At 63.4% G+C, this 19,867-nt stretch carries 22 protein-coding genes; 8 read left to right on the top strand and 14 right to left on the bottom strand.

All coding sequences use genetic code 11. The features are described 5' to 3' along the window. Positions 1 to 218 precede the first annotated feature (218 nt). From ABL840_RS19030 to ABL840_RS19020, 3 genes are all read left to right on the top strand, one after another. Positions 219 to 1,280 (top strand): ArdC family protein, encoded by a 1,062-nt coding sequence (locus tag ABL840_RS19030; protein WP_418116331.1) that lies wholly within the window; start codon positions 219 to 221, stop codon positions 1,278 to 1,280. A gap of 308 nt (positions 1,281 to 1,588) precedes the next feature. After that, positions 1,589 to 2,572 carry a GSU2403 family nucleotidyltransferase fold protein gene (locus tag ABL840_RS19025; protein ID WP_093208612.1) on the top strand — a complete coding sequence of 328 codons (984 nt, stop codon included), beginning with the start codon at positions 1,589 to 1,591 and terminating at the stop codon, positions 2,570 to 2,572. 111 nt (positions 2,573 to 2,683) lie between these two features. After that, complete coding sequence (locus ABL840_RS19020; RefSeq protein ID WP_176947698.1) at positions 2,684 to 2,860, top strand: hypothetical protein; 177 nt, start codon at positions 2,684 to 2,686, stop codon at positions 2,858 to 2,860. A gap of 378 nt (positions 2,861 to 3,238) precedes the next feature. On the opposite strand, the gene ABL840_RS19015 is transcribed toward ABL840_RS19020, so the two are convergent. Beyond that, on the bottom strand, positions 3,239 to 3,613 hold the full coding sequence (locus ABL840_RS19015; RefSeq protein WP_176947697.1) for a nuclear transport factor 2 family protein: 375 nt from the start codon (positions 3,611 to 3,613) through the stop codon (positions 3,239 to 3,241). Positions 3,614 to 3,715: 102 nt separating this feature from the next. On the opposite strand from ABL840_RS19015, the gene ABL840_RS19010 reads away from it, so the two are divergent. Further along, positions 3,716 to 4,720, top strand: coding sequence for a LysR family transcriptional regulator (locus ABL840_RS19010; RefSeq protein WP_093208618.1), 1,005 nt, complete (start codon positions 3,716 to 3,718; stop codon positions 4,718 to 4,720). Positions 4,721 to 4,882: 162 nt separating this feature from the next. Here the strand turns inward: ABL840_RS19010 and ABL840_RS19005 are convergent, their stop codons facing one another. Continuing rightward, positions 4,883 to 6,073, bottom strand: a complete 1,191-nt coding sequence (locus ABL840_RS19005; protein ID WP_093208621.1) for an MFS transporter — start codon at positions 6,071 to 6,073, stop codon at positions 4,883 to 4,885. Further along, the gene (locus ABL840_RS19000; RefSeq protein ID WP_093308045.1) at positions 6,070 to 6,771 is read right to left on the bottom strand and encodes a class I SAM-dependent methyltransferase; all 702 of its coding nucleotides are present in this window, start codon (positions 6,769 to 6,771) and stop codon (positions 6,070 to 6,072) included. The genes ABL840_RS19005 and ABL840_RS19000 overlap by 4 nt, the downstream gene beginning before the upstream one ends. Before the next feature lie 130 nt (positions 6,772 to 6,901). Here ABL840_RS19000 and ABL840_RS18995 point away from each other — a divergent pair, with 130 nt between their 5' ends. Further along, positions 6,902 to 7,564 (top strand): TetR/AcrR family transcriptional regulator, encoded by a 663-nt coding sequence (locus ABL840_RS18995; RefSeq protein ID WP_093208626.1) that lies wholly within the window; start codon positions 6,902 to 6,904, stop codon positions 7,562 to 7,564. Positions 7,565 to 7,657: 93 nt separating this feature from the next. On the opposite strand, the gene ABL840_RS18990 is transcribed toward ABL840_RS18995, so the two are convergent. After that, positions 7,658 to 8,920, bottom strand: coding sequence for a type II toxin-antitoxin system HipA family toxin (locus ABL840_RS18990; protein ID WP_093308044.1), 1,263 nt, complete (start codon positions 8,918 to 8,920; stop codon positions 7,658 to 7,660). Further along, entirely contained in the window at positions 8,913 to 9,227 is a 315-nt protein-coding gene (locus ABL840_RS18985) for a helix-turn-helix domain-containing protein (protein ID WP_093208631.1), read from the bottom strand. Before ABL840_RS18985 ends, ABL840_RS18990 begins: the two co-directional genes overlap by 8 nt. Before the next feature lie 464 nt (positions 9,228 to 9,691). Here ABL840_RS18985 and radC point away from each other — a divergent pair, with 464 nt between their 5' ends. Continuing rightward, a complete protein-coding gene (gene radC / locus ABL840_RS18980; protein WP_093308043.1) occupies positions 9,692 to 10,342 on the top strand; it encodes a RadC family protein in 651 nt (216 codons plus the stop codon). A 297-nt stretch (positions 10,343 to 10,639) separates the two neighbouring features. Beyond that, positions 10,640 to 11,035: an ATPase gene (locus tag ABL840_RS18975; protein WP_418115972.1), complete on the top strand. Its 396-nt coding sequence runs from the start codon at positions 10,640 to 10,642 to the stop codon at positions 11,033 to 11,035. 170 nt (positions 11,036 to 11,205) lie between these two features. Here the strand turns inward: ABL840_RS18975 and ABL840_RS18970 are convergent, their stop codons facing one another. The 5 genes from ABL840_RS18970 to ABL840_RS18950 form a co-directional block, all read right to left on the bottom strand. Continuing rightward, complete coding sequence (locus ABL840_RS18970) at positions 11,206 to 11,664, bottom strand: nucleotidyl transferase AbiEii/AbiGii toxin family protein (RefSeq protein WP_418116330.1); 459 nt, start codon at positions 11,662 to 11,664, stop codon at positions 11,206 to 11,208. Continuing rightward, a complete protein-coding gene (locus ABL840_RS18965; protein WP_093308082.1) occupies positions 11,661 to 12,182 on the bottom strand; it encodes a helix-turn-helix domain-containing protein in 522 nt (173 codons plus the stop codon). Before ABL840_RS18965 ends, ABL840_RS18970 begins: the two co-directional genes overlap by 4 nt. Before the next feature lie 429 nt (positions 12,183 to 12,611). Next, a complete protein-coding gene (locus ABL840_RS18960; RefSeq protein WP_126472297.1) occupies positions 12,612 to 13,025 on the bottom strand; it encodes a hypothetical protein in 414 nt (137 codons plus the stop codon). 230 nt (positions 13,026 to 13,255) lie between these two features. After that, on the bottom strand, positions 13,256 to 13,606 hold the full coding sequence (tnpC, locus tag ABL840_RS18955) for a Tn3 family transposase post-transcriptional regulator TnpC (protein ID WP_093306769.1): 351 nt from the start codon (positions 13,604 to 13,606) through the stop codon (positions 13,256 to 13,258). Further along, positions 13,603 to 16,629 carry a Tn3 family transposase gene (locus tag ABL840_RS18950; RefSeq protein WP_093306768.1) on the bottom strand — a complete coding sequence of 1,009 codons (3,027 nt, stop codon included), beginning with the start codon at positions 16,627 to 16,629 and terminating at the stop codon, positions 13,603 to 13,605. The genes tnpC and ABL840_RS18950 overlap by 4 nt, the downstream gene beginning before the upstream one ends. On the opposite strand from ABL840_RS18950, the gene ABL840_RS18945 reads away from it, so the two are divergent. Next, on the top strand, positions 16,619 to 16,828 hold the full coding sequence (locus ABL840_RS18945) for a hypothetical protein (RefSeq protein WP_093308084.1): 210 nt from the start codon (positions 16,619 to 16,621) through the stop codon (positions 16,826 to 16,828). The genes ABL840_RS18950 and ABL840_RS18945 overlap by 11 nt on opposite strands. 207 nt (positions 16,829 to 17,035) lie before the next feature. On the opposite strand, the gene ABL840_RS18940 is transcribed toward ABL840_RS18945, so the two are convergent. From ABL840_RS18940 to ABL840_RS18925, 4 genes are all read right to left on the bottom strand, one after another. Continuing rightward, positions 17,036 to 17,290 (bottom strand): hypothetical protein, encoded by a 255-nt coding sequence (locus tag ABL840_RS18940; RefSeq protein WP_093306766.1) that lies wholly within the window; start codon positions 17,288 to 17,290, stop codon positions 17,036 to 17,038. 859 nt (positions 17,291 to 18,149) lie between these two features. Continuing rightward, positions 18,150 to 18,611, bottom strand: coding sequence for an MgtC/SapB family protein (locus ABL840_RS18935; protein WP_093307194.1), 462 nt, complete (start codon positions 18,609 to 18,611; stop codon positions 18,150 to 18,152). Between the two features lie 43 nt (positions 18,612 to 18,654). Further along, entirely contained in the window at positions 18,655 to 18,984 is a 330-nt protein-coding gene (locus ABL840_RS18930; protein WP_143043010.1) for a hypothetical protein, read from the bottom strand. Positions 18,985 to 19,063: 79 nt separating this feature from the next. Continuing rightward, entirely contained in the window at positions 19,064 to 19,747 is a 684-nt protein-coding gene (locus tag ABL840_RS18925) for a winged helix-turn-helix domain-containing protein (RefSeq protein WP_093307193.1), read from the bottom strand. Positions 19,748 to 19,867: the final 120 nt, after the last annotated feature.

Genomic DNA, 19,867 nt, shown 5'->3' with positions numbered 1-19,867 from the left:
GGCCGCCTCCTTGCCGACGCATCGCGCGCTTGTGACCGCTGTCCAGGGCGAGGGCTTCGCCACCGTCCTCACCCGGTCCTCGCACTGCTCGGCTGCGGCTTCCGGGCGGTCCCTGGACATCGGTCCGTTCGCGCGCGGACCCCGCGTCGAGGCGGCTCCGAAAGCAGATCAGATGTCCAGTTCACGCACCGCGGCACATCCCGCAGAAAGGCCCTGCCATGCACGCCATTCCTTCATCGCCGATGTCGTCGTCGATTCCGTTTCTGCGCGCAGTGGCCATCCGAACTGCCGCGGGCGTTCCCCCCGTGCCCCCCGAGGGCTCACCACCAGCAGGCCGTTCTGAAGGCAAGGGCCAATGGTCCTCCGGGAGGACGTTTCGCCAACGCGCCGACATGGATGTGCGACGGGCTGTGTCCGACCGGGTCGCTGCGATGCTCGCGCGAGGGGAGTCGGTGTTCCGCGAACGGTGGGCGCGCGCGGCGGCACATGGAATGCCGTGCAATGGGCACACGGGCGTGCCGTATCGCGGGGTCAATGTGCTGTTGCTGCTGGACGCCCTGGCCGCGCAGGGCTATGCCTCCAACGTCTGGCTCACCTACCGGCAGGCCGCCGGGCTTGGCGCCCAGGTGCGCCGGGGCGAACGGGCGGTGCTGTGCGCGCAGTTCGAGCGTGGCGCGGGGGATGGGGCTTTGTCGCGAGGCGGACTGCGGTGCGAGCCATTCTGGCTCTTCAACGTCGCACAGATCGAGGGGCTTCCCCCAGAAGTCCTCGCGCGCTGCGCTACGAAGGAGATGCCGCTGTCGTCTTGTTTGCCTGTCGAGCGCACGCTGCGTCTGCTGTGCGGCTGCGATGCGCGCATTCGCTACGGTTATGAGCATGTGGTGTACGTGCCGGGGCCCGACGAGATCCGGATGCCGTGGCCCGCGACCTTTGCGAGCGCGCAAGCCCACTGCGCGGCCGTGCTGCGCGCGCTGGTGCACTGGAGTGGTCATGCGAGTCGGATGGACCGCGGCTTCGGCCATCGGGTGGGCGATGTGGCCTGGGCGTTCGAGGAACTGGTGGCCGAGCTCGGCAGCATCTTCCTCATGGGCCATTGCAGCCTGCCCGGTGTGGCCATGAAGGGGCATGCGGTCGCCTGTCTCGATGCGTGGCTTCGGCTGCTGCGCAGCGATCCCACCGCCGTCTTCGCGGCCGCGCGCCATGCAAATGAGGCCTTCGCGTTCATCGTGGCGAGGGCGATGCCGAGGCTGGATCCGCTCGAGCCGTTCGGCCATGGCTGAGGGGCCCGGACCTCGTTGGACTTGCGATCGGGCGGCACCCGTGGACGAATCTTCGTGAGCCTGTGGTGGTCGGACTCCTTGTCGGGATGCTTCACGCCTGGTGTGCGCGCACCGAGGCTGTCTGCCTGAATCCACTCGGCGTTCCTGACATGTCGTCTTCTGCGCAGAGACCTGGCGAGCAAGCGCGATCTTCGCGCCATGGCGTGATGAGGGAGGTGCCTCAGCGGGGGTATTTACCCCTTTTTATAGAAAAGCAATGGCCAAGGAGTAAATCGGCCCAAAACCGGTGCCAAATCTAGGAGGTGCAAATGAAGCTGCCGCGAACCTCCGACACTGCCGCTAAGCAGATCCTGGATGCCACAAGGGTGTACAGAGAGTACGCCCGCGTGCGGAAGGAGTCGCAGCGGCTGAAGGGCAGCCTCTTCTGGAAGAAGGTCGGCTCCTACGAGTATCTTGCCCATAAGGTGCACGGGAAGGTGACCTATGTCGGTCCTCGAGGTGCCGAGACGGAGCGCGAGTTCGAGGAGTTCAAGCAGAAAAAGGCGCAATTGCAGCAGCGGGCTCGAACGCTCAAGGAAAGTGTGGAGACGTGCGAGCGAATGAACAAGGCGGTCAGGGCCGGCGCCGTCCCCACCCCCGTCGTGGAGGTGCTTCGCCAACTCGAAGACGCCGGCCTTTCGGAAGGCAGTGTGGTGTTGGGGACATCGGCGCTCTTCGCGTATGGTCAGCCCTCGGGCGTGCGAGTCGAGGAGGTTGCCTCGCCCGTTCACGGCAGCGTCGTCGAAGACGCGAAGCAGCACCTGCAGGTGCTGCTCGAAGCCCCGGAGAGTGCCATCAAGGCTGCGCTGCTGAAACTGCGGCAGGCCGCCGATGCGATCGTGGAAGTTGCCCCCGCAGGAGCGAGTGGCGAGCGAACTTATTTCCTGGTCGAATTCAAGTTTGGCCGCCAGCGCGAGCTTTCGAAATGCTGGGCCGAGAACGCCTACTGGCGAACCCTGGCCACCGAGATGGCCACGGAGATCCGGCATGCGGGCAAATTCGAGCAGGTCGTCATCGGCAAGACCGGGACGATGGCCACGATGCGCACGCTCGATCCGCAGTTCTTTGCGATGATCAATCACGCGCTCGCTGAAGCCCGACCGGCGACGATGCAGGAGCCTCACGTGGCGCAATGCCAGGCCGTGCTGGTGGACTCGTTGATCGCCGACCATCGGGTGGTGTCCAAGCCTCCAGCGGTCGAGTGCCGCCGCGCTGTAGAGGGCATCGCGCAGCGCGTCTTCGCGCATGGTTGATCATCAATGGCATACAGTGAACGAGAGGGCCCTTGCCGAGCATCGGCGCGCTGAAGATGCGGTTCGTGCATTCGAGATGGATTCCTGCTCGACAGGCGTCTGCGCCAGAGCATGAAGCGCCATACCGTGACGGGCTGGAACCTGTGCGATGCGCACCGAAAGCTGTTCGACGAGGGCTTCGTCACGCTGGTCGAGTGCGACCCAGACCGCAGTGGCGTGCCGGTGGACCAAGACCCCGTGCGGCCGGAGCAGGCCTGGCGCACCAGGTGGCTTGCGCACTTGACCTGAGCAAGGTTGTCCACGTTGCGCCGGCGCCCGATGTGCCCTGCGTCTTCGTCGACCCGGCGTGATCGAACGGCTGCAGGCGATGATGGGGCCGGCGGATTGATGCCGCGCTGAGGCCTTTGATGCGCCGCCTTGCTGAGTTCGGGGCGATGCATTTCGGTTCTTGCAGCGGTTGCGGGGTTGTGGGGCTGGCCGCCAGACTGGCATTCACAAGAAACCTGACGCAGCCGCCCCGAAGACCGATGGGCGTCGTCTTTCCCAGAGTGAAGCTGGCAAAGTTGCCTCCCGCTTCGACGCGCAGGAGCTTGCCGATCTTTCTGGCGACATCGCTCGCTCCACGCGCCGGTGGCGTGCCATTGGCGCTGGCGATCGGTGCTGTTCTCAGTCGAACGTACGCACGACGAAGGACGCCTTGGTCGCTATCAACCAGCGCCCCTCTATCTTATGCATGACGAAGTGGTCGTTGAAGAGCTTCGTCCCGATCCGTACCCTCACTGTTGCTGTCGAAAGAATGTCCGAGATGTTTTCCATGGAGAGAATTGCCTCATCTCTGGGCGCACCAGTCGATTGAGGACTCGGCCTCCCTTTGATGAGCTCCGCATAGGCCGGTGACGACATGGTGTTCAGTTGACTGTCCTGAACCCACTGGATGAGACAGTTCGGGTGAAAGATCTTGTTGAAGTCACGGCTCTTGGGCTCATAGGCTAAATTGAAGTAGTCCTCGATCAAGGCGACGATGGCTTGGGTTTGGGTCATTGCTGGCTTCTTGGATAGTCGAAGGGCTCGTATGGTGAAAGATCTGCGCACCGCCGGATACTGCGAATCGGTCATCGCAGCCATTACAGGAACACATAGATCATGGAAGACCTCGATGGAGGCCTCGTCGGCGGCTTGCTTGCACTTGCAGCCGTGGTCGAATTCAAGAGCTTTGGTCGTGCCGCATCTCGCCTGGGAAAGACGCAGCCTGCGGTAAGTCGTGCGATCCAACGGTTGGAGGATCGCCTGCGTACGAAGCTTGTGCATCGCACCAGCCGACACGTTGAAGTGACGGACGCAGGGCATGAGCTGTTGTCGAAGGTGCTGCCTTTGCTTCAGGGGATCGAAGAGGCGACTAACAGTGCCTCGGACCAAAGCTCGGTCGTCAATGGAACACTCCGTGTGGCGTGCGATGCCGTGTTCGCCCGCCTTGTGTTAGCGCCGGAATTGACCCAGTTCCTGAAGGACCATCCCGCGCTTCAGCTGAAGTTGGAGACCAGGAACGACCTCTCGGACCTGGTGAGTGACGGATTCGATCTCGCCATACGGTTTGGTCCGCCATCCGTTTCAGCCTTGGTCTGTCGCAGGCTCTACAGTCCGCGCGTCTTGACTGTGGCCGCGCCGTCCTACTTGGAGCGACGCGGTCGACCGCAGTCACCGAAGGACCTGGTCGACGATGGCCATGAATGCATTCTCGCCATCGATCCGGCGACCGGCAGGCCGTTCGAATGGGAGTTCTGGCGCGACAACGAGAAGGTGAAGGTGGCCGTTCGCGGGAATCTGACAGTCACGGATGCGGGAACCAAGATCGGGGCCTGCCTTGCGGGCTACGGGATCGCCCAGGTGATAGACCTCGGGATCGACATGCACCTGCGCGCGGGCACGCTGGAGCCGGTTCTGGCGGGCTGGCCTGACGAGACGTTCCCTCTCTACGTCTACTACCCCAGCCGGCACCACGTTCCGGCCAAGGTTAGAGCGTTCATCGACTTTGTGGCTGGCATGATGCCCGGGTCGCCATCGCAGGCCCGGGGCGCTTGCCGGAATCCGGCGCTTGGCGATCGCTTACCCAGCGAGCTCGAAGATCAACTGCTCCGGAAAGCGGCCTAGATCCGACTCTCAGTGGCCCCGTCGAGGGTTTCCATGAAGGTCTCTGCTGGACGCAAGCAAGGCGCGCACCAAGGCGACGAGTCGTGCGCCTTGCCCATGCGCGTCGAGACACCCGGCCGCAGTTGACGCCTCGTCGCGACTCGCAGGCTTTCGCAGGCCTGCTCAGTGCCCTTGGCGTCCAGCCACGCGGAACGAAGGCAGCGCGAAGAAAACGGCCAGCGCGCACAACAGTGCCGCGAGACCGGCGAACGGCAGCGATCGATCGATCTCATACAGCGCGGTGCTGGCGGCCGGCGTCACCACCAGCGCTGCGCCCTGCATCGCGGCGATCAGGCCCGCGACGGCGCCTTGCCGGTCGGAGGGCACGGCCAGCGATGCGCCGGCCATCGACCCGGCCACTAGGAAGCCCGCACCCGCGCCAAGCAGCGCGAAGGCCGCGACGTAGGCGCCCATCGTGGCCGTGCCCAGCAACGCCAGCAGGCCGGCCACCCAGAAGGTGCTGCCGGCGACCACCATGCGGCGTGCCGGCCATCCGAGGAACCTGGCCTGCAGCATCTGCGTGCCGAACAGGGCCAGCCCCGTCGTCGTGAGTGCCGTGGCCAGCTTCGGGCCGACCTGTGACGTCTCGAGACCGAGGCGGTCCTGGAAATAGAAGCCCGCGATGATCTGGATGGTCACGATGGCGATCCATGACATCAGGCTCGCGGCCATCCACGGCCGCAGCTGCGGCGCGAACGGGCTGACCGACGGGGGCTTTCCGCCCGCGGGCGGCCCGATGCCTTTCGGCACCGTCGCCCACACGACGAAGAAGCCCAGCAGGCACAGCGCCCCGGCCACCACCAGCGGCCAGGCCACACCGCGGACCGCGAGCAGTCCGCCGATGGCGGGCCCGAGCACCAGGCCTACGCCGCTGGCCGCACCGATCAGCGCCATGCCACTCGCGCGCTCGCTCGCCGCGGTGTGGTCGGCCATCAGTGCCTGCGCCGCCGCCGGCACCGCGGGCAGGAACGCCACCAGCAGCGCACGTGCGCCGGTGGCCAGCAGCAGCAGCCATGTGCCTGCGAGCAGGCCCGACAGCCCCTGCAGCACGATCGCCGTGAACAGCACGTACGCGCCGAACATGCCGGCAAAGCCGGCGAGCATCACGCGGCGCCGGCCCCACCGGTCGCTGGCCAGTCCCCAGGGGCCGGCCATCACAGCCATCGCCAGCGAGCTGATCGACAGCATCCATCCGCCTTGCTGCACCGACAGGTGCAGCGAGCGCACGAGCGGCGCGAGGATCGGCAGGATCACCGCCGTGGTGAGCCCCGAGAGTGCGACGCTGGCAAAGACCACGGGCTTGATGTTTCTCATGCCGGCTGCTCCTGCCGGTCGTCGGTGGCCGGGCGGATGCCGCGGTACAGCGAAATGGAACCGGTCGGTGTCGGGATCACCGTGGTCTCCTCGACCTCGGCGAAGCCGGCCTCGCGCATCAGCGCCGGCACGATGCCGTCCGCGTTGGGCTGCGTGTCCTGCACGCCGTCGACCGCCTGCACCAGCTTGAACAGCCAGCGCATGGCGCGCGTGCGCTGCAGGCCGTAGTCGGCCATGTGCAGCTCGCCGCCGGGCCGCAGCGCCGCGTGGATGGCCGCCAGACCCGCGCGCTTTTCCGCAAGGGGCACCTGGTGCAGGACCAGGCTCGACACGATCTTGTCGGGCCGCAATGGCGCGAGCAGGCGCGCCGCGTCGCGCAGGTAGCCCTGGCGCAGTTCGCAGGCGACGCCGGCGTCGGCCAGCTTCCTGCGGGCGCGCTCGAGGATGCGTTCGTCCGGATCGATGCCCACGAGTTGGCCGGGGGCTGCGTCCTTGCCCAGAAGTGCCAGCAGCACCAGGAAAGAGCCGGTGCCGCAGCCGATGTCGGCAATCACCTCGCCGGGCTTCGGCGCGAGTTGCGACAGCAGCGCCGAGCGCCAGCGCCGCTCCTGCGTGAAGAGGGACACGATGGGGTCGTAGGCCCCGAGGACCGGCACGGCCGGAGTGAAATCGCGCGACGGGCGCAGCGTTCTGTTCATTGCGTTTCCTTGCATGGATCGAATGTCGAAAGGGGTTCGAGACGAAAGAGCGGGCGGGCGGCGGCCGCTCGCACCGCCCCGGGGTTTCGATGCATCGCGGTAGCGGTCATAATCTGAGCAATTACTCGCAATGTCTACTCGCATTCGAAAACCAACCAAGGCCGCCGCCGCGCGCGCGCCGGCCCTCAACCTCAGGAAGCAGGCGTCGCAGGAACGCTCGCGCGCGACCGTCGACGCACTGATCGAGGCCACTGCTCGCGTTCTGGTGCGCGAAGGCTTCGAACGCGCCAGCACCAACCGCATCGCCGCGGAGGCGGGCGTGAGCATCGGCTCGCTCTACCAGTACTTCCCGACCAAGGAGTCGCTGGTGGCCTCGGTCATCGAGCGGCACAAGAGCGAGATGCTCGGCATCCTGCGCGATGCGCTGGCCCGGGTCGCGCAGAGGCCGGTCGGTGAGGCCATGCGCGAGATCGTCGACGTGATGATCCGCGCCCATCGGGTCGACCCGCAGCTGCACCGCGTGCTGGTCGAGCAGATACCGCGCACCGGCCGCTTGGCCGAAGTCGAGGGGTTCGAGCGCGAGGCCAACGAGCTGGTGCGGGCCTTTCTCGAGGCGCATCGCAGCGAACTGCGCCGCGCCCTGGACCTGGAGCTGGCCACCTTCGTCTGCGTGTCGACCGTGGAGACCCTGGCGCACGGCGCCGTGCTGCATCAGCCGCAGCTTCTCGCGGACGACCGGGTGGAGAGCTTCATCGACGAAGTGACCCGGCTCGTGCTCCAGTATCTGACCTAGGTTGCCGGCCTGTCGGTGCGGCCTTTATCGGTCTTCGAGTCAGGACCGCGAGACTGCCGCGTGCCGGGTCTTCTGCGGCCTCTGCGGATCGCTTTACCGGAGTCGCCCGATGTTGTCGTTGATTCGACCTTGAATCGCGCGCATGGTGTCCTGGGTGATCTGGCCAGGGTAGGTGTTCCTGGCCATCACCGAGAATCCGGCCGCCGCGTCGCAGATGCCGTCAATGAGGCTGCCTGCGTCGTGACCCGAGAGCTCCGCCTCTTGCTGGCCGAGCAGCAGCAGGTGCTTGCGCTCGACCTCCAGAGCCTCGCCCATCACGTCCATCTGGTGATAGCCGCCCGGTCCTTCGCAGAAGGTGACGTCATAAGCCGGCGCCAGCCGCCATTGCCCGGTCGAGGACATGACGTACGCGAAATTCTTCGAGTGATCGTCCCGGTTGTTGAAAGCAACATTGAAGACAGCGCGCTTGAAGGCGGCGGATTTCTCTCGCACATCGTTGGTGCAGATCTGGGTGGCGCGCAAGAAATTGGCGTAGTCCAGCGCTCCTGGGGTCTGGAAGTCCGCGCCGGTGAAGGCGGCGAGGCTTTGCATCGGCACCCGCACCTCCCCTTGCCGATCGAAGCGCCTGGTCGCGAAGGCGGCCTGGCCGTTCGGGAGTTCGCTGTACCCTGTCTGCGGCGTCTCGATGCCGCATTGGCGCAGGCAGTCGGCGTAGACGGCTTCGATCGCACACACTTCGGGGTGTTCATGCTGGCCCGGGAACTTCACCAGCCATGCCTCCAGGCCGGGCGCACTTGCGGTGGTCAAGGCGCCGGTGCCGGGGTCGCGATAAAGCAGTGCCTTGGGCCTGGCTCCCTGCGGCGAGCCGCCCATGCGCAGCAATTTCTGCAGGAATTCCCCGCCTTCGCCATTGAGGACCTCCCGGACCTCGGCGGCCAGCTGGGCAAGGGGGATTCCCTCGTTCGGCGCAAGCACTTCGGCGGCCACGGGCTCGAAGGACATGGCTCCCATCGCATGGGGTCCGATGTACGCCAGCCGCTCCAGAGGACCGATGCGTGCGGCATTGAGGCCGCGGCGCTTGAACAGGCGGTCCATCAGCAGCATGCCCCAGCCGTCGGGCAAGGCGTCATAGATCGGCCCGGGAAGTCCCAGTTGATGCGCAGGGAAGTCCCTGCGCAGCTTCGGGCCCTTCAAGGGGAGGGTGTAGGCCGACAGTTCCAGCCCCCTGCTGCGTGCTTCATCGCTGTATTCGAATGCGATGAGGGGACGTCCGGTGATGGCGGTGGAGGACACGAGCGTGCCCCATCGCCAATGCTCGCCCCAGCCGTCATAGAAGACGTCGACTTGCCTAGGCATTCCCGGTCTTCCTTCTGACGCGGTGTCGCGTGGCGCTGTTTTCGTAGCGGAGGATGTCTTCCACGCTGTCGAGCTTCGGTTTGAACAGCTCCTCCAGCTCCTGCGCGCGTCCGAGCAGCATGGCCACGCGAATCACGTTCTCGAACGTCACGTTTCGGCCGGCCTCCAGGTTGGACACCGTGTTGACCCCGAGGCCGGCGCGCGCGGCCACATCGACCTGCGTCATCTGCTGGGTCAACCGCTCCTTGCGAAGACGCTCGCAAAGTCGCTTGAGCAGCTCCTCGGGAGTGCTGATTTGTAAATCCATTGTGTTGTAGATTATCTCGGTTTTTATTAATTAAGCTATGTAATAGGGGAATTAAATATGGATGGTCCGCCGTTGCCGACGCCAAGGGAGAGAGGACGGGGCTGGCTGCTGCGTTCAGCGTGCGCGCTGTTCGCGGACCTCGCGGTCTTCTTCGAAACCCGACCGCAGTACTGCGGCGTGCTGGCGCCAGTGTCGAGCATCCCGCCTGCAATGGACGCGCGCTCGCCGTGCGGCGGCGAATGGGATCGCACGCGGGTACCTTCGTGACCGGTGTGTGGGTTGGGGAGGGCTTGCCTGTGATCCCTGAGGCTACCCCCTCGTTCTCGCGTTCAAGGCCCTGCGCGCGCACCGTGGGTGCGTGCTCGGCGCGTGCCGCACGCCTGCGGCGGCCTTGAGCGCTGCGCTGCGACGGGGTGGCGGGGTCTCGCAGGCAATCCCGCCTGTGTCACCCACAGGAGTTCGTCATGAACGCACTTTCCTCTTCCTCGTCTTCCTTCGTTGTTTCGTCTTCCCCGGCTTCCTTTCATGGACCGTCGGCCTTCACGGCCCGCGAGCTTCAGGTGCTCGATGCGCTGCGTCCGTTCCTCGGCGCCGAAGCCGAGGGGCTGTACGCGGCGCAGGGCCGTTCGCTGCACAAGCTGGTGTGCTTCGCGCGGGAGTCGTCGCTGCCGGGGTGCGCGCAGCTGCTGTGCGGGCTGCGCCTGGCGCGGGAGCTGCTGGCCGAGGAACTGCGCCCGGGCGAGGCGTTCCGGTCGCTGTACGCCGTCTCGGACTACCTCAAGCTGCACTTCGCGGGGCAGGCGCACGAGAGCTTCGCGGTGCTGTTCCTCGATGCGCGGCACACGTTGCTGGCGTTCGAGGACCTGTTTCGGGGGACCTTGACGCAGACGGGGGTCTATCCGCGCGAGGTGCTCAAGCGCGCGCTGCAGCACAACGCCTCGGCGGTGATCCTGGCGCATAACCACCCGTCGGGGGTGGTGGAGCCGTCGCCCGATGACCTGGCGGTGACCGAGGCGCTGAAGTCGGCGCTCGCGCTGATCGACGTGCGGGTGCTCGACCACATCGTGGTGGGCGCGGACCGGGTGGCCTCGATGGCCGAGCGCGGCCTGCTTTGAGCGCGGCCGCGGGGGCGCTGCGGCGCCCCTGAAGGGATCCGGTCCGGGCGGGTCGCGCGGTGCGCGTGCTGCCCGGATCCCGGGGAGCCAGAAAGCGGGGGGAGCAGAGGGGGAGAAGAGGGTGGGGGCGGTCTTGCTGGTGCCTTCAGCGTTGCACGGCGTTCTCGCCGTCAAGGGCTGCGCGCAGCGGCTGGGCGCGGCGCTGGCGGCCTGGCGGCCGTCTTCGACCCCTGACTGCTGCGCTGCGCCGTGCGGTCCCGGCGGCGGGCAATTCCGCCCGGACAACCGGAGATCGTCATGGACGAGAAATCACACGTTTCAATGGAACAGCACCTCTGCCTCGTATGCGGCCTGGGCTTCGACACCGGCGGCATCCTGTTCGACAGGCGCCTGCGCCAGAGCATGCAGCGCCACACCGTGACAGGCTGGGGCCTGTGCGCCGAGCATCGCAGGCTCTTCGAGGAGGGCTTCGTCGCGCTCATCGAATGCGACCCGCAGCGCAGCGGCGTGCCCGCGGACCAGGACCACATGCGGCCCGAGCAGGCCTGGCGCACGGGGCGGCTGGCGCACCTGAAGCGCGAAGTCCTTGTGCGCGTGGCCGACGTGGCGCTGGCGCCCGATGTGCCGTGCGTCTTCGTCGAGCCTGGCGTGATCGAGCGGCTGCAGGCGATGGTCGGACCCGAGGAGGACTGAGGATCCGTTGAGGTCCTTCGTGCGCCGCTTCGCGAACCGCGGGGCGGTGCACTTCTTTTCTTTTGCGACGGTTGCAGGTCGCAGGACTGGCTGGCAGACTGGCCCTCACGAAAACCCAAGCAGGTGCTGCCGTAGGCCGTCGAGAGACCCGGACATCGTGACGGCCGGTTCTATTTTTCATTACCGACTCGATCAATGCCGAAGTCGGCTAATGGATTCGCATGCTTCCAAGTACCAGTGGAACTGGCGGATGTTTCGACATGGATCGGGCGCCCCTCGTAGTCAACGATTTCGCAATTCGGCTGCGTCAGTGCAGCCCCGACCACGATGTCGATTTCGCCTGCGGGCAGTTGAAGCTTGATGAACTCTGCGTTTTCCTCGTACTCGCTGGCGAGTTCCTCTGCGGGGCCACCAAGGCGAGGATTCACGTGTCCCAGGTACTGGAGGTCGGGTACGAAGAGATCGATGTCCTTGCTGAAGCGGTGGTCGAAGCGAAGCATGAGCACGGTGCTGCCGCCGAAGGTCCATTGCGGATCGACTGTGACTCTCTCCAGATGCGACATGAGGCCGAGTGCCTTGGGCCAAAGGCTGCGCCACGGGCCTTCGCGCGTGAAATCGACCTTCGTCATTGCCACATGGGCCTGAAGCACTGCAGTTCGTGCGCCAGGTGCCGCATCCGGTCCCAGACCCGGGCCTTCGCCATGCCTTTTTCGGCATGGATTTCGTCCACCACCTTCGCGAGCAGCGAGACAGGCGCTTCGTCCAACAAGACCTGCAGATGCGGCCGGATTCGCAGTGGGGCGTCATCCGTGACGAGCGCCGTTTCCAATTGCCTGGCGGTCATCGCCGACTGGTAGCTCACGCCGGCCGTGGCTGCAGCGCGTTCTAGCGCGGACCTGGCCGGAGCAACTTTCCTATGAGAAGACGAAGCATGGGTCGCGCCGGTCGTCGTGACGCTCATCGACAGGCCGATGGATTCGAGCAGGGCGACGGCTTTCGAGATGCTCAGGTTGCCGATGGATTGTTTCTCCACGGCATTGACGGTCGAACGCGAAAGCCCGCTGATGCGGGCGAGGGTGTCTTGGGTGAGCCCCATCTCCATCCTGCGGGTGCGCACGGCGTTGCCGATTTCGTGAAGGGTGGACATGTGTGCATTTCTGTCGAACTAAAGGGCAAATGTCCAATATATTCGACATCTAGGTGATCCACATATGGTGCTGCCTTGGGATTGCCCATGTCGGCTCGCCGCGCGGCGGGGAGGGAGGAGCGCTGACGGTGACGGGATCGCCATGGTGGCGGTGCCAACGCTGCATTGAATGAAAGCGGTGAGAAGCCTCCGTGAAACGCAAGAGGTCAACCAGAATGCTGCAATGCCTGCATGAGACAGGATTCCATCAATCTCCCTGGCGGATCTCACTTCGGCGCGGCAAAGATCAAGCACGCGCGTGTTGCGCCTGACGTAAGGTCTTGACTGCGACAACCGTTGCAGTAACTGCTATCCACCACATATTGCGGGGCAGGTGCGAGCGAGGTGTCGCTGGAAGAGCTACTGGGAATTTTCGCGGCTTGCACCAGCTCACGGTGCGCCGCGCGAGACCACGATCGAGGCGTTCTCGAGCATGTTGACCTCGCCCAATAGAACGCCGGCGGCCTGCGCAGCCATCTCCTCGGCGGCGCGTGCCTTGCTGGCGATTTCCGCCAACTTGCGCACGCGTTCACGGGGAGGCAGATCGACTTCACAACTGAGCAGGTCCAGGCATGCCTTCAAGGCCTGACTGGCCGACATGAGGCACATATGGGTCGCGAAGCGGGTGCGATTGCCCAGCTCCGTGTCCTCCTTGACCCTGAGCTCAGACTCCGTCGGCGGCAGTCCACCCAGATTGGTCGGCTCGAAGTAGTGCGCTGGCGTGGCTCCAAGCTCCGTTTCCGCGAGCACGAAATTGACGGCTTTGCTGGCTGCAGCAATGGTTGAAAAGTTCCGAGCGGTCATCGCGATCTCCCTCAGAAAGCCCAATTCAGAGTGAACTTGAATCCGTGGTCCTGCAGTTCGTTGCGGTACTGGCCCGCGCAGGAGGTCTCTCGCTGCGGGCGCAGGGTCGGTGTCGCGAACCTCGCATTGATGCTGCCGCCTTCGCTGTCGAGGGCAAGCCGGGATAAAGCCAGTTTTGACTCATAAGCCCTGCGGTTATTTAGTCAGAACCTTTTATGCGATTCCGTCACTCAATCGCGAGGCTGAAGGCTCTCCAATGGTTCGATCAGTTCCACCCACCTTTGCAGCGTAGAGATCGTTTGCAGAATCTCCGCAGTCGCATCGAAGGCTAGCTCCGGCAGACTCCCCTGGCTCGTTGAGACCGACAGCCCTGCGCCGTTGATCACGGCGTGAGCCATGCCGTGCAGCCGCAGCAGGATGTCCCGAAGGCCATCCTGCCCTCGCGCACGCCCAACAATCCTGTCCAACTCTTCGACCGCGCTCAGAAGCGCTGTGGTGTCGTAGCTGCTTTGCGCACGCGTCAGCGCAGCCCGGTCCAGCCGGCCGTAGGCCGTGACGATGGTGGCGTCTGGATCGCTCATGTCCCTGCTCCTTTCTGCCCGGCGCGCTGCGCCTCTGCGGCAGCAGCTCGCGCGCGCTTGGCCGCCTCCCGAAACTGCGACTCCTTGACCCAGGGCTCTGGTGGCCGCTTCAGGTCGAGGTGGTAGTTGCCGAAACGCTTGATGCCCGAGGTCATGTACGGACTCAGGTATTCGACATCGGCCGCAGTCACCGGCTCCCCGTCGGCGTACATCTCCTGCAGCACTCGCATCATGTCCACCGTGTTCTGCAGGATCACCGACGACGCCACCAGGTCGATGAAGCGCACCCGCTTCTGCTGCTCGTTGGGATCGTTCTCGTTGATCACGTCGCCCCCAAAGTCCAGCCACTTCGTGAATGCGTGGTACGACTCGATCTTGTTCGTCGTGGCACTGACTTCCTGGCGCATCTCCTTGCTGGAGATCCAGCGCAACAGATAGACGGTGCGCAGCACGCGGCCGAGTTCGCGAGCCGCGGCAAAGAGCCGGTTGTGCCGCCCTTCCTGGCTGAGCTTGCGCAGCAGCATCGGCGAGGCGATCCGTCCGGCCTGGATCGAGATGGACACCTGCATGAGATCCCGCCAGTGGTCGCGGATCAGCTTCCAGTCCACCACGTCGCTGAACAGGCGGTCGATATGGCGATAGCGCGTGCCCTTCTCGGGTCGATAGAAGCGCAGGTCCTTCCAGTTCCGGATGCGAGGCATCAACTGAATGCCGGCCAAGTGCGTGAAGGCGAAGACCGTTTCCGACTGACCATGGGTGTCCGAATACACCGTGTCAGCCTGCACGCTCAGGCCCGCCTTCATCAGACCCTCGATGACATAGACCGCTTCGAGCACCCCTGGTGGTATGAAATGACGGAACACCGCGATGTAGTTGTCAGCCACATGCCGATAAGCCACCGCCCCCATGCGCCGGTACCGGAAATGCATGCCTACCAGCAGGTTCTGGTCGTAGAAATCGTACTGCGTGCCATCGGCCGCCACCTTCTTGCCCTCGCCCCATAGCTTGGGCAACTCGAGCCGCAGGTACAGCTCGGTCAGATCCCGGCAGGCGTTGTCCAACTGGTCCAGGCTCATGTGCCGCTGGTTGGCATAGGACAGCTGATGCGGTGTCACCCCATTGGACAGGTGGCGCGCGGCCTGGTTGGGCCCGAGGTTGCAGCCCATCGCGAACACGGTCAGCAAGTAGCGCTCGCGTGCGTTGCGAAGTTTGGGATCGTCGCCTGACTGCGGACCAAAATTCCGCGTAAATCCGGTCCAGTGCTCAATGTTGGCCAGAACATCCAGCAGGTTGCGCGGCACCGTGCGATTTTCGATAGCGGCGTGCAAAGCGATGGCTGACGCTGGCACTTCGCGCGCAACGACACGCCGCAAGGTCGGCTCGCCGGTGCTGCCGATCACCACGTCTCCTGCATGCTGCGGGAACTCTTCATCGACTTTTTCGGCTGTCTCGGTGAGCAGCTGCTTGAGACCGTCGACGAAGTCACCCGCGGTGGCTGGTATGCCGATCCGGTCGCAGTAAGTCGGCAGAAGCGCTTCGCACTCCTTCCAAGGCAATAGCTGCGCGCGATAGTCGGCAAAGGATTCCGAGCCTTCGATGCACACATCGCCGGAGCGAAGATCGCCGCTCAGATAACTGAACACGCACACCTCCAGGTAGCGCCGGTTCGTCGGGGGTCCCAGGCCATGCGAACGGCGCACCAGCTTGCGCCAGCGCTCGGAGGCGAACGACAGCGTCAGGTCGTCTGAGATCCACTCGACCTTGCGGTGTTCGTTGGCCAGCACGACCTCCAGGGCATCGAGCAGATTGCGGTCCTGGGTGGCCGCCTCGAAACGCAGCGCCTTCGCCATCCGGAACATCGCCGCGCGCCAGCTGCTGAAGGCCTTCCAGATCAACGGCAGGTGGTTGCCGCCGCTCCACACGCGAATTGCTTCGCAGTCCGTCCTCAACTGATCGAGGTTGCCGTGCGGCGCAAGCAGATCGCGCACGCGTTGCCCGGTACTGGCGTCATCCAGGTTTTCTGCAAGGATCTCCAGCACCTGCTCCAGCGTGGCCACCAGTTCCTCGCTCAGTTCGCGCTGGCGCGCCTGGATCACCTGCAGCTCCTCCTTGGCGGTTTTGTGAATGGCTCCGATGCGGCGAATGAACATTTCGGCCACGTCGTCGCGCGCTCTCACGCGCATCTGACGGATCAAGGCCAGGATCAGTGTGTAGCGCTTGGCGGGCAACAGATCCTTCATGTCGCCCGCATCGAGCGCTGATGCCATCTCGGCCATGTGCTTGAGTTTGGTCGCCGGCACACCGTCGAGCAGCGCATCGCTGTCGGGCAAGGACTCGAGCCAGGTCAACTGGTCCAGCAGCAAATCGAGATGCTTGCGCGAGGCCTTTTTCGCAGACCTCTTGATCTGGTTGTACAGCGTGCGCCGGGCAGGCAGTTCGGCGGCCAGCAACCGATCAAGCCAGTTTCGCTGGGCCAGCGTCAGGCGTTGGGTGATGCGCTTGTGCAAGGCGGCCTCGGCGGCCGTATGCGCTTGCTCGGCTATTTCGTCGAGTGTGCGAAACACCGGCAGCTCGTAACCCAGTCGCACCAATTCCTCGATCGTGATGTTGATGATGTCGACGCGGGTTTCCACGATGCTGCCGGCCTGTTGGGCAAGCTGAATGGTCAGTTTGCGTGTCTGCCCATCGGTATAGGGCTTCACACCAAGCAGTTCGCGTATCGCTTTGTGGTGCCGATACAGCGTGGCCAGCGATGCGAACTCGATCTTCTCGGTAGGCGCCACGCCCAAGGTAGCTGACACATGCTCGACGAGCTCGACAGGAATGGCTTCGATCGCTGGAAAGTGGCACAGGAACTCGAAGCATTTGAGCAGCACGAGCAACGCCAGGCGACGTTCCGGCGTTCTCGAATGCCGCTGCGCCCACTCGATTTCCTCAGGCCTTGGCGTGAACGACGCCTGTAAGTCCTTGAGCGTCAACGTTCGAGGAAATCGAGGGTAAGCAGTACGTTCAATGCTCGCCATGGCGCAAAACTCCCACAAGGCAGGGTCGATCTGGACACGCAGCGTAGCCGATGGCGGTTGCTACTATTTGCGCATGTCTCGGCTGACGCCAATCCTCGCATTGATCCCCGCGCTGCTGTGGCTGCCTGCCGCGGCGCAAGTGCCGGGCATGGCTGTTCGCGATGCGGGCAGCTATCAAGGCTTGGAATCCGACGCGTAGCTCAACACGCTCAGGGCAATCCTGGCGCAGCCAGAGTCGATTATCGATCTGGCCCGCGTGAAGCTGACTGTCGATCACATGCTCGATCCCAGCATTGACGTCGAAGGCACTTCTACTTCGGCGCGGACAGCTGGTGGGCTCGAGGTCTGGTGCGAGCAAGAAACGCGGTCGCCTGACGACGCGCTCCGCTGCCGCGAGCAAGCTTCTTCAGTGCGATGCCATGACGTTGACCTGATCGGACACGTCCAGCAGCTTTCCTTTTTGCGCGTAGTAGCGATCGAGTCTCCACTCCGTCAGGATGTCCATCGCAAGGGAGAAAGTCCCAAGTTTCAGCGCATAGAGACTCGCGAGAGGAAAATCGCTTTCGGATTCCAGGGCCAGGACCAAGCGGGCGAGAGTCCGGGACTTTTCGCTGCTGGGGTCGGCGGTGATGATCCGGCGGGCTTCTTTGATCGCGTTCATGCTATTCCTTTTGAAAAGCAGATCAGGGGCGGCTGTCACAGCCCCGAAACGCAGTGCTGGCCTACTCAGCGCCATGTAGGTAATTATTGCTTTTCAGGCAAGGAGTGCCAAGGTTCTCCGGTCGGCGCCGCCGTCTAGCACCGGTCACTTGTCGAGGCATGTGTTTTGCAGGCTTGAAGGCTCATGCGCCATTCGTTCGTATATCGTGGGGTTCGGGTTGACGTGTCGCTCCAGAAGCAGGGCGATACGTGTCGCTGGCGTTGCGAGCTGGGCGATGGGTCAAGGCTTCGAGCTGCAGATGGCGGCTCAAGCTCGATCAGCGAAGAGTTGCACTTGGCATGCGCAGCGGCGCGCCGCGAAATCGACCGGCGTAGCCGTAGTTTTGGCGCCCACCATGAGTGATTCCATTCTGAGCCTTAAAGGTCCAACGAGTGACATTCAGCAACAGATTTGTCTGGGTGATTCTGAAGCGACGGCCTCTCGATGAGGCGTCGAGATGGCGGCCTCATTCTGGACCTGTCTTGCAAAAGTCAGAGCGGAGCAATCAGGGTACATAGCCGGCCGGTCAATCTTGACGACCCGACGCGGGCTGAGGAAGGATCAGCAGGTATAGGGCTTCACGCCGAGCAGTTCGCGTATCGCTTTGTGATGTCGATCTTGGCCCGACTTCCCCCAAATTGACAAGCCTTTATGCGATCGCGCTGGGACTGCCAAAGAAGGCAGAAAGAAATGGACATCGCTCACGTGCGACTTGGGTGCCGTGGTATCCCCAGCCAAATTTTCCTATACCAAAAAGAGGTGCGCACCCACGACACCTGAGACGGACCTTCCTTTGCCTAGAAGCTACTATGATTTCGGGTTAGTCGTCTGGCTTGATGTTATCGCCCGCGTCTTCAGGCTTCAGTTTGCCAAGCCCAAAAAGAACGAGGAAGTTTGCGAGCGCGAGCACGAAGCCGATGTCGTAATAGCCAAAGCCGACCGCAGCGCCGACCACGCCAGTGTTCAGGATGCTCGCTGCGGTCGCGGTGCCGTGGGTTGATGCGCCAGCCTTGAGGATGGCACCGCCACCGATGAAGCCGATGCCGGTTATCACCCCTTCGAGGATTCGGGCTTGGCCAACTGAACGCTCGCCGAGTACTTCGATCGCCAACAGTACGAAGCCGCAACTGGCCAGGGCGACGATCGGAAAAGTACGAAGGCCGGCGCTCCTTGAGCCACGCTCGCGATTCCAGGCGATCGGAAGGGTAAACAGAAATGCCAATGTCATACGCACTAAATGATTGGCAACGTCACCCCACGTCCCCCACATCGAGTTCGTCATCGCAACTTTGTTGCTAATTGAAGTTGGTGCGGCAAGTGGTGATTCATGAATCCGCCGAGGGCCCAAAATTCAGCATGCAGTACCACCACGCAATCAGCTGCTTGGATCCCGAATATCGAGTGCCGTGCCGAAGCGCGTGGACGGAGGAAGGGGGACAGATCCGATAACGATCAAGGCGCGTCTTGACGCAAATAACGAGCATTTTGTTGCAGGGCATGATTGTTTCAATTTCGGCAGTTGGATACGAATAGCGCCTCCTTGGCAATCCTTCCCAATCTTGTTTGACGCTCATCTCGGCGAGCAAGTGCTTGATGGCCTCGGTGTAATGCTCGAACTCTTCGGCCGATTCTGAAACTCCAAGCCGTTCCTTCATCGATTGGAGGATCAAATGATACTTAGCCCAACAAAAATCTGCACGGGCACCCACAAGGGTGCTTGGAGCGAGGGCGCCTTCATGATGAGATGGTCCGCCGGCTCTCCAACACATAGCCCATGCCCCGCACCGTATGCAGGAGCTTATCGTCGAAGCCGTCGTCGATCTTGTCGCGCAGTCGTTGGACGGCCACATTCACAACATTGGTCTCGCTGCCGACGGTCATACCCCACACCTGTTCGGCCAACACTGTGCGTGGCACCACACGGCCTTGGCGCTGAGCCAGCAATGCCAGCAAGGCGAATTCCTTTGTGGTGAGTTCCAGGCGCCGCCCGTTGCGTGTTGCCTCGCGCGCGACGAGATCGAGGGTCAAATTTCCCACGGCATAGTGCGTGGCATCCTGAAGTTTTCCGATACGCAACAATGCCTGAATCCTTGCCAACAACTCCGCAAACGCGAAGGGCTTCGAAAGATAGTCGTCTGCACCACTTTGCAGGCCCCCAACCTGGTCAGCCACCTCGTCACGCGTCGTCAGCATGAGAACAGGAACGTCTTTGACTCTTCTTAAATTCGCGAGTTCGGCGAAGCCATCAACGCCCAGCAGCATCACGTCAAGCACCAGGGCGTCGTAGTCGCCATTAATCGCCAAGTCACGGCCTTCGATGCCTGTGCACGCCAAGTCGACCGTGAAGCCGCTTTCCGAAAGCCCTTTGCCGAGGTAGTCGCCTAGTTTGAGCTCATTTTCGATCAAAAGAATGCGCATTGGGTGGAATGGTACGGTGCGCAACGTTGCCTGTGGATTACATCTTCGTAATCAGCTCGTCGGTTGTTTGGTGGATTGGCGTTCTAGAGTCACCTTGATGTTCACTTGGTCACTCGCCAA

The sequence above is a fragment of the Variovorax sp. NFACC27 genome, assembly GCF_048301545.1.
Lineage (GTDB): Bacteria > Pseudomonadota > Gammaproteobacteria > Burkholderiales > Burkholderiaceae_C > Variovorax > Variovorax gossypii.
This window is presented reverse-complemented; position numbering and strand designations above follow the sequence as displayed.

Coding starts and splice junctions, on each gene's coding strand:
- ABL840_RS19030 (WP_418116331.1), top strand. CDS start 219: ATGCACGCCATTCCTTCATCGCCGATGTCGTCGTCGATTCCGTTTCTG.
- ABL840_RS19025 (WP_093208612.1), top strand. CDS start 1,589: ATGAAGCTGCCGCGAACCTCCGACACTGCCGCTAAGCAGATCCTGGAT.
- ABL840_RS19020 (WP_176947698.1), top strand. CDS start 2,684: ATGAAGCGCCATACCGTGACGGGCTGGAACCTGTGCGATGCGCACCGA.
- ABL840_RS19015 (WP_176947697.1), bottom strand. CDS start 3,613: ATGACCCAAACCCAAGCCATCGTCGCCTTGATCGAGGACTACTTCAAT.
- ABL840_RS19010 (WP_093208618.1), top strand. CDS start 3,716: ATGGAAGACCTCGATGGAGGCCTCGTCGGCGGCTTGCTTGCACTTGCA.
- ABL840_RS19005 (WP_093208621.1), bottom strand. CDS start 6,073: ATGAGAAACATCAAGCCCGTGGTCTTTGCCAGCGTCGCACTCTCGGGG.
- ABL840_RS19000 (WP_093308045.1), bottom strand. CDS start 6,771: ATGAACAGAACGCTGCGCCCGTCGCGCGATTTCACTCCGGCCGTGCCG.
- ABL840_RS18995 (WP_093208626.1), top strand. CDS start 6,902: ATGTCTACTCGCATTCGAAAACCAACCAAGGCCGCCGCCGCGCGCGCG.
- ABL840_RS18990 (WP_093308044.1), bottom strand. CDS start 8,920: ATGCCTAGGCAAGTCGACGTCTTCTATGACGGCTGGGGCGAGCATTGG.
- ABL840_RS18985 (WP_093208631.1), bottom strand. CDS start 9,227: ATGGATTTACAAATCAGCACTCCCGAGGAGCTGCTCAAGCGACTTTGC.
- radC (WP_093308043.1), top strand. CDS start 9,692: ATGAACGCACTTTCCTCTTCCTCGTCTTCCTTCGTTGTTTCGTCTTCC.
- ABL840_RS18975 (WP_418115972.1), top strand. CDS start 10,640: ATGGACGAGAAATCACACGTTTCAATGGAACAGCACCTCTGCCTCGTA.
- ABL840_RS18970 (WP_418116330.1), bottom strand. CDS start 11,664: ATGACGAAGGTCGATTTCACGCGCGAAGGCCCGTGGCGCAGCCTTTGG.
- ABL840_RS18965 (WP_093308082.1), bottom strand. CDS start 12,182: ATGTCCACCCTTCACGAAATCGGCAACGCCGTGCGCACCCGCAGGATG.
- ABL840_RS18960 (WP_126472297.1), bottom strand. CDS start 13,025: ATGACCGCTCGGAACTTTTCAACCATTGCTGCAGCCAGCAAAGCCGTC.
- tnpC (WP_093306769.1), bottom strand. CDS start 13,606: ATGAGCGATCCAGACGCCACCATCGTCACGGCCTACGGCCGGCTGGAC.
- ABL840_RS18945 (WP_093308084.1), top strand. CDS start 16,619: ATGCTCGCCATGGCGCAAAACTCCCACAAGGCAGGGTCGATCTGGACA.
- ABL840_RS18950 (WP_093306768.1), bottom strand. CDS start 16,629: ATGGCGAGCATTGAACGTACTGCTTACCCTCGATTTCCTCGAACGTTG.
- ABL840_RS18940 (WP_093306766.1), bottom strand. CDS start 17,290: ATGAACGCGATCAAAGAAGCCCGCCGGATCATCACCGCCGACCCCAGC.
- ABL840_RS18935 (WP_093307194.1), bottom strand. CDS start 18,611: ATGACGAACTCGATGTGGGGGACGTGGGGTGACGTTGCCAATCATTTA.
- ABL840_RS18930 (WP_143043010.1), bottom strand. CDS start 18,984: ATGAAGGAACGGCTTGGAGTTTCAGAATCGGCCGAAGAGTTCGAGCAT.
- ABL840_RS18925 (WP_093307193.1), bottom strand. CDS start 19,747: ATGCGCATTCTTTTGATCGAAAATGAGCTCAAACTAGGCGACTACCTC.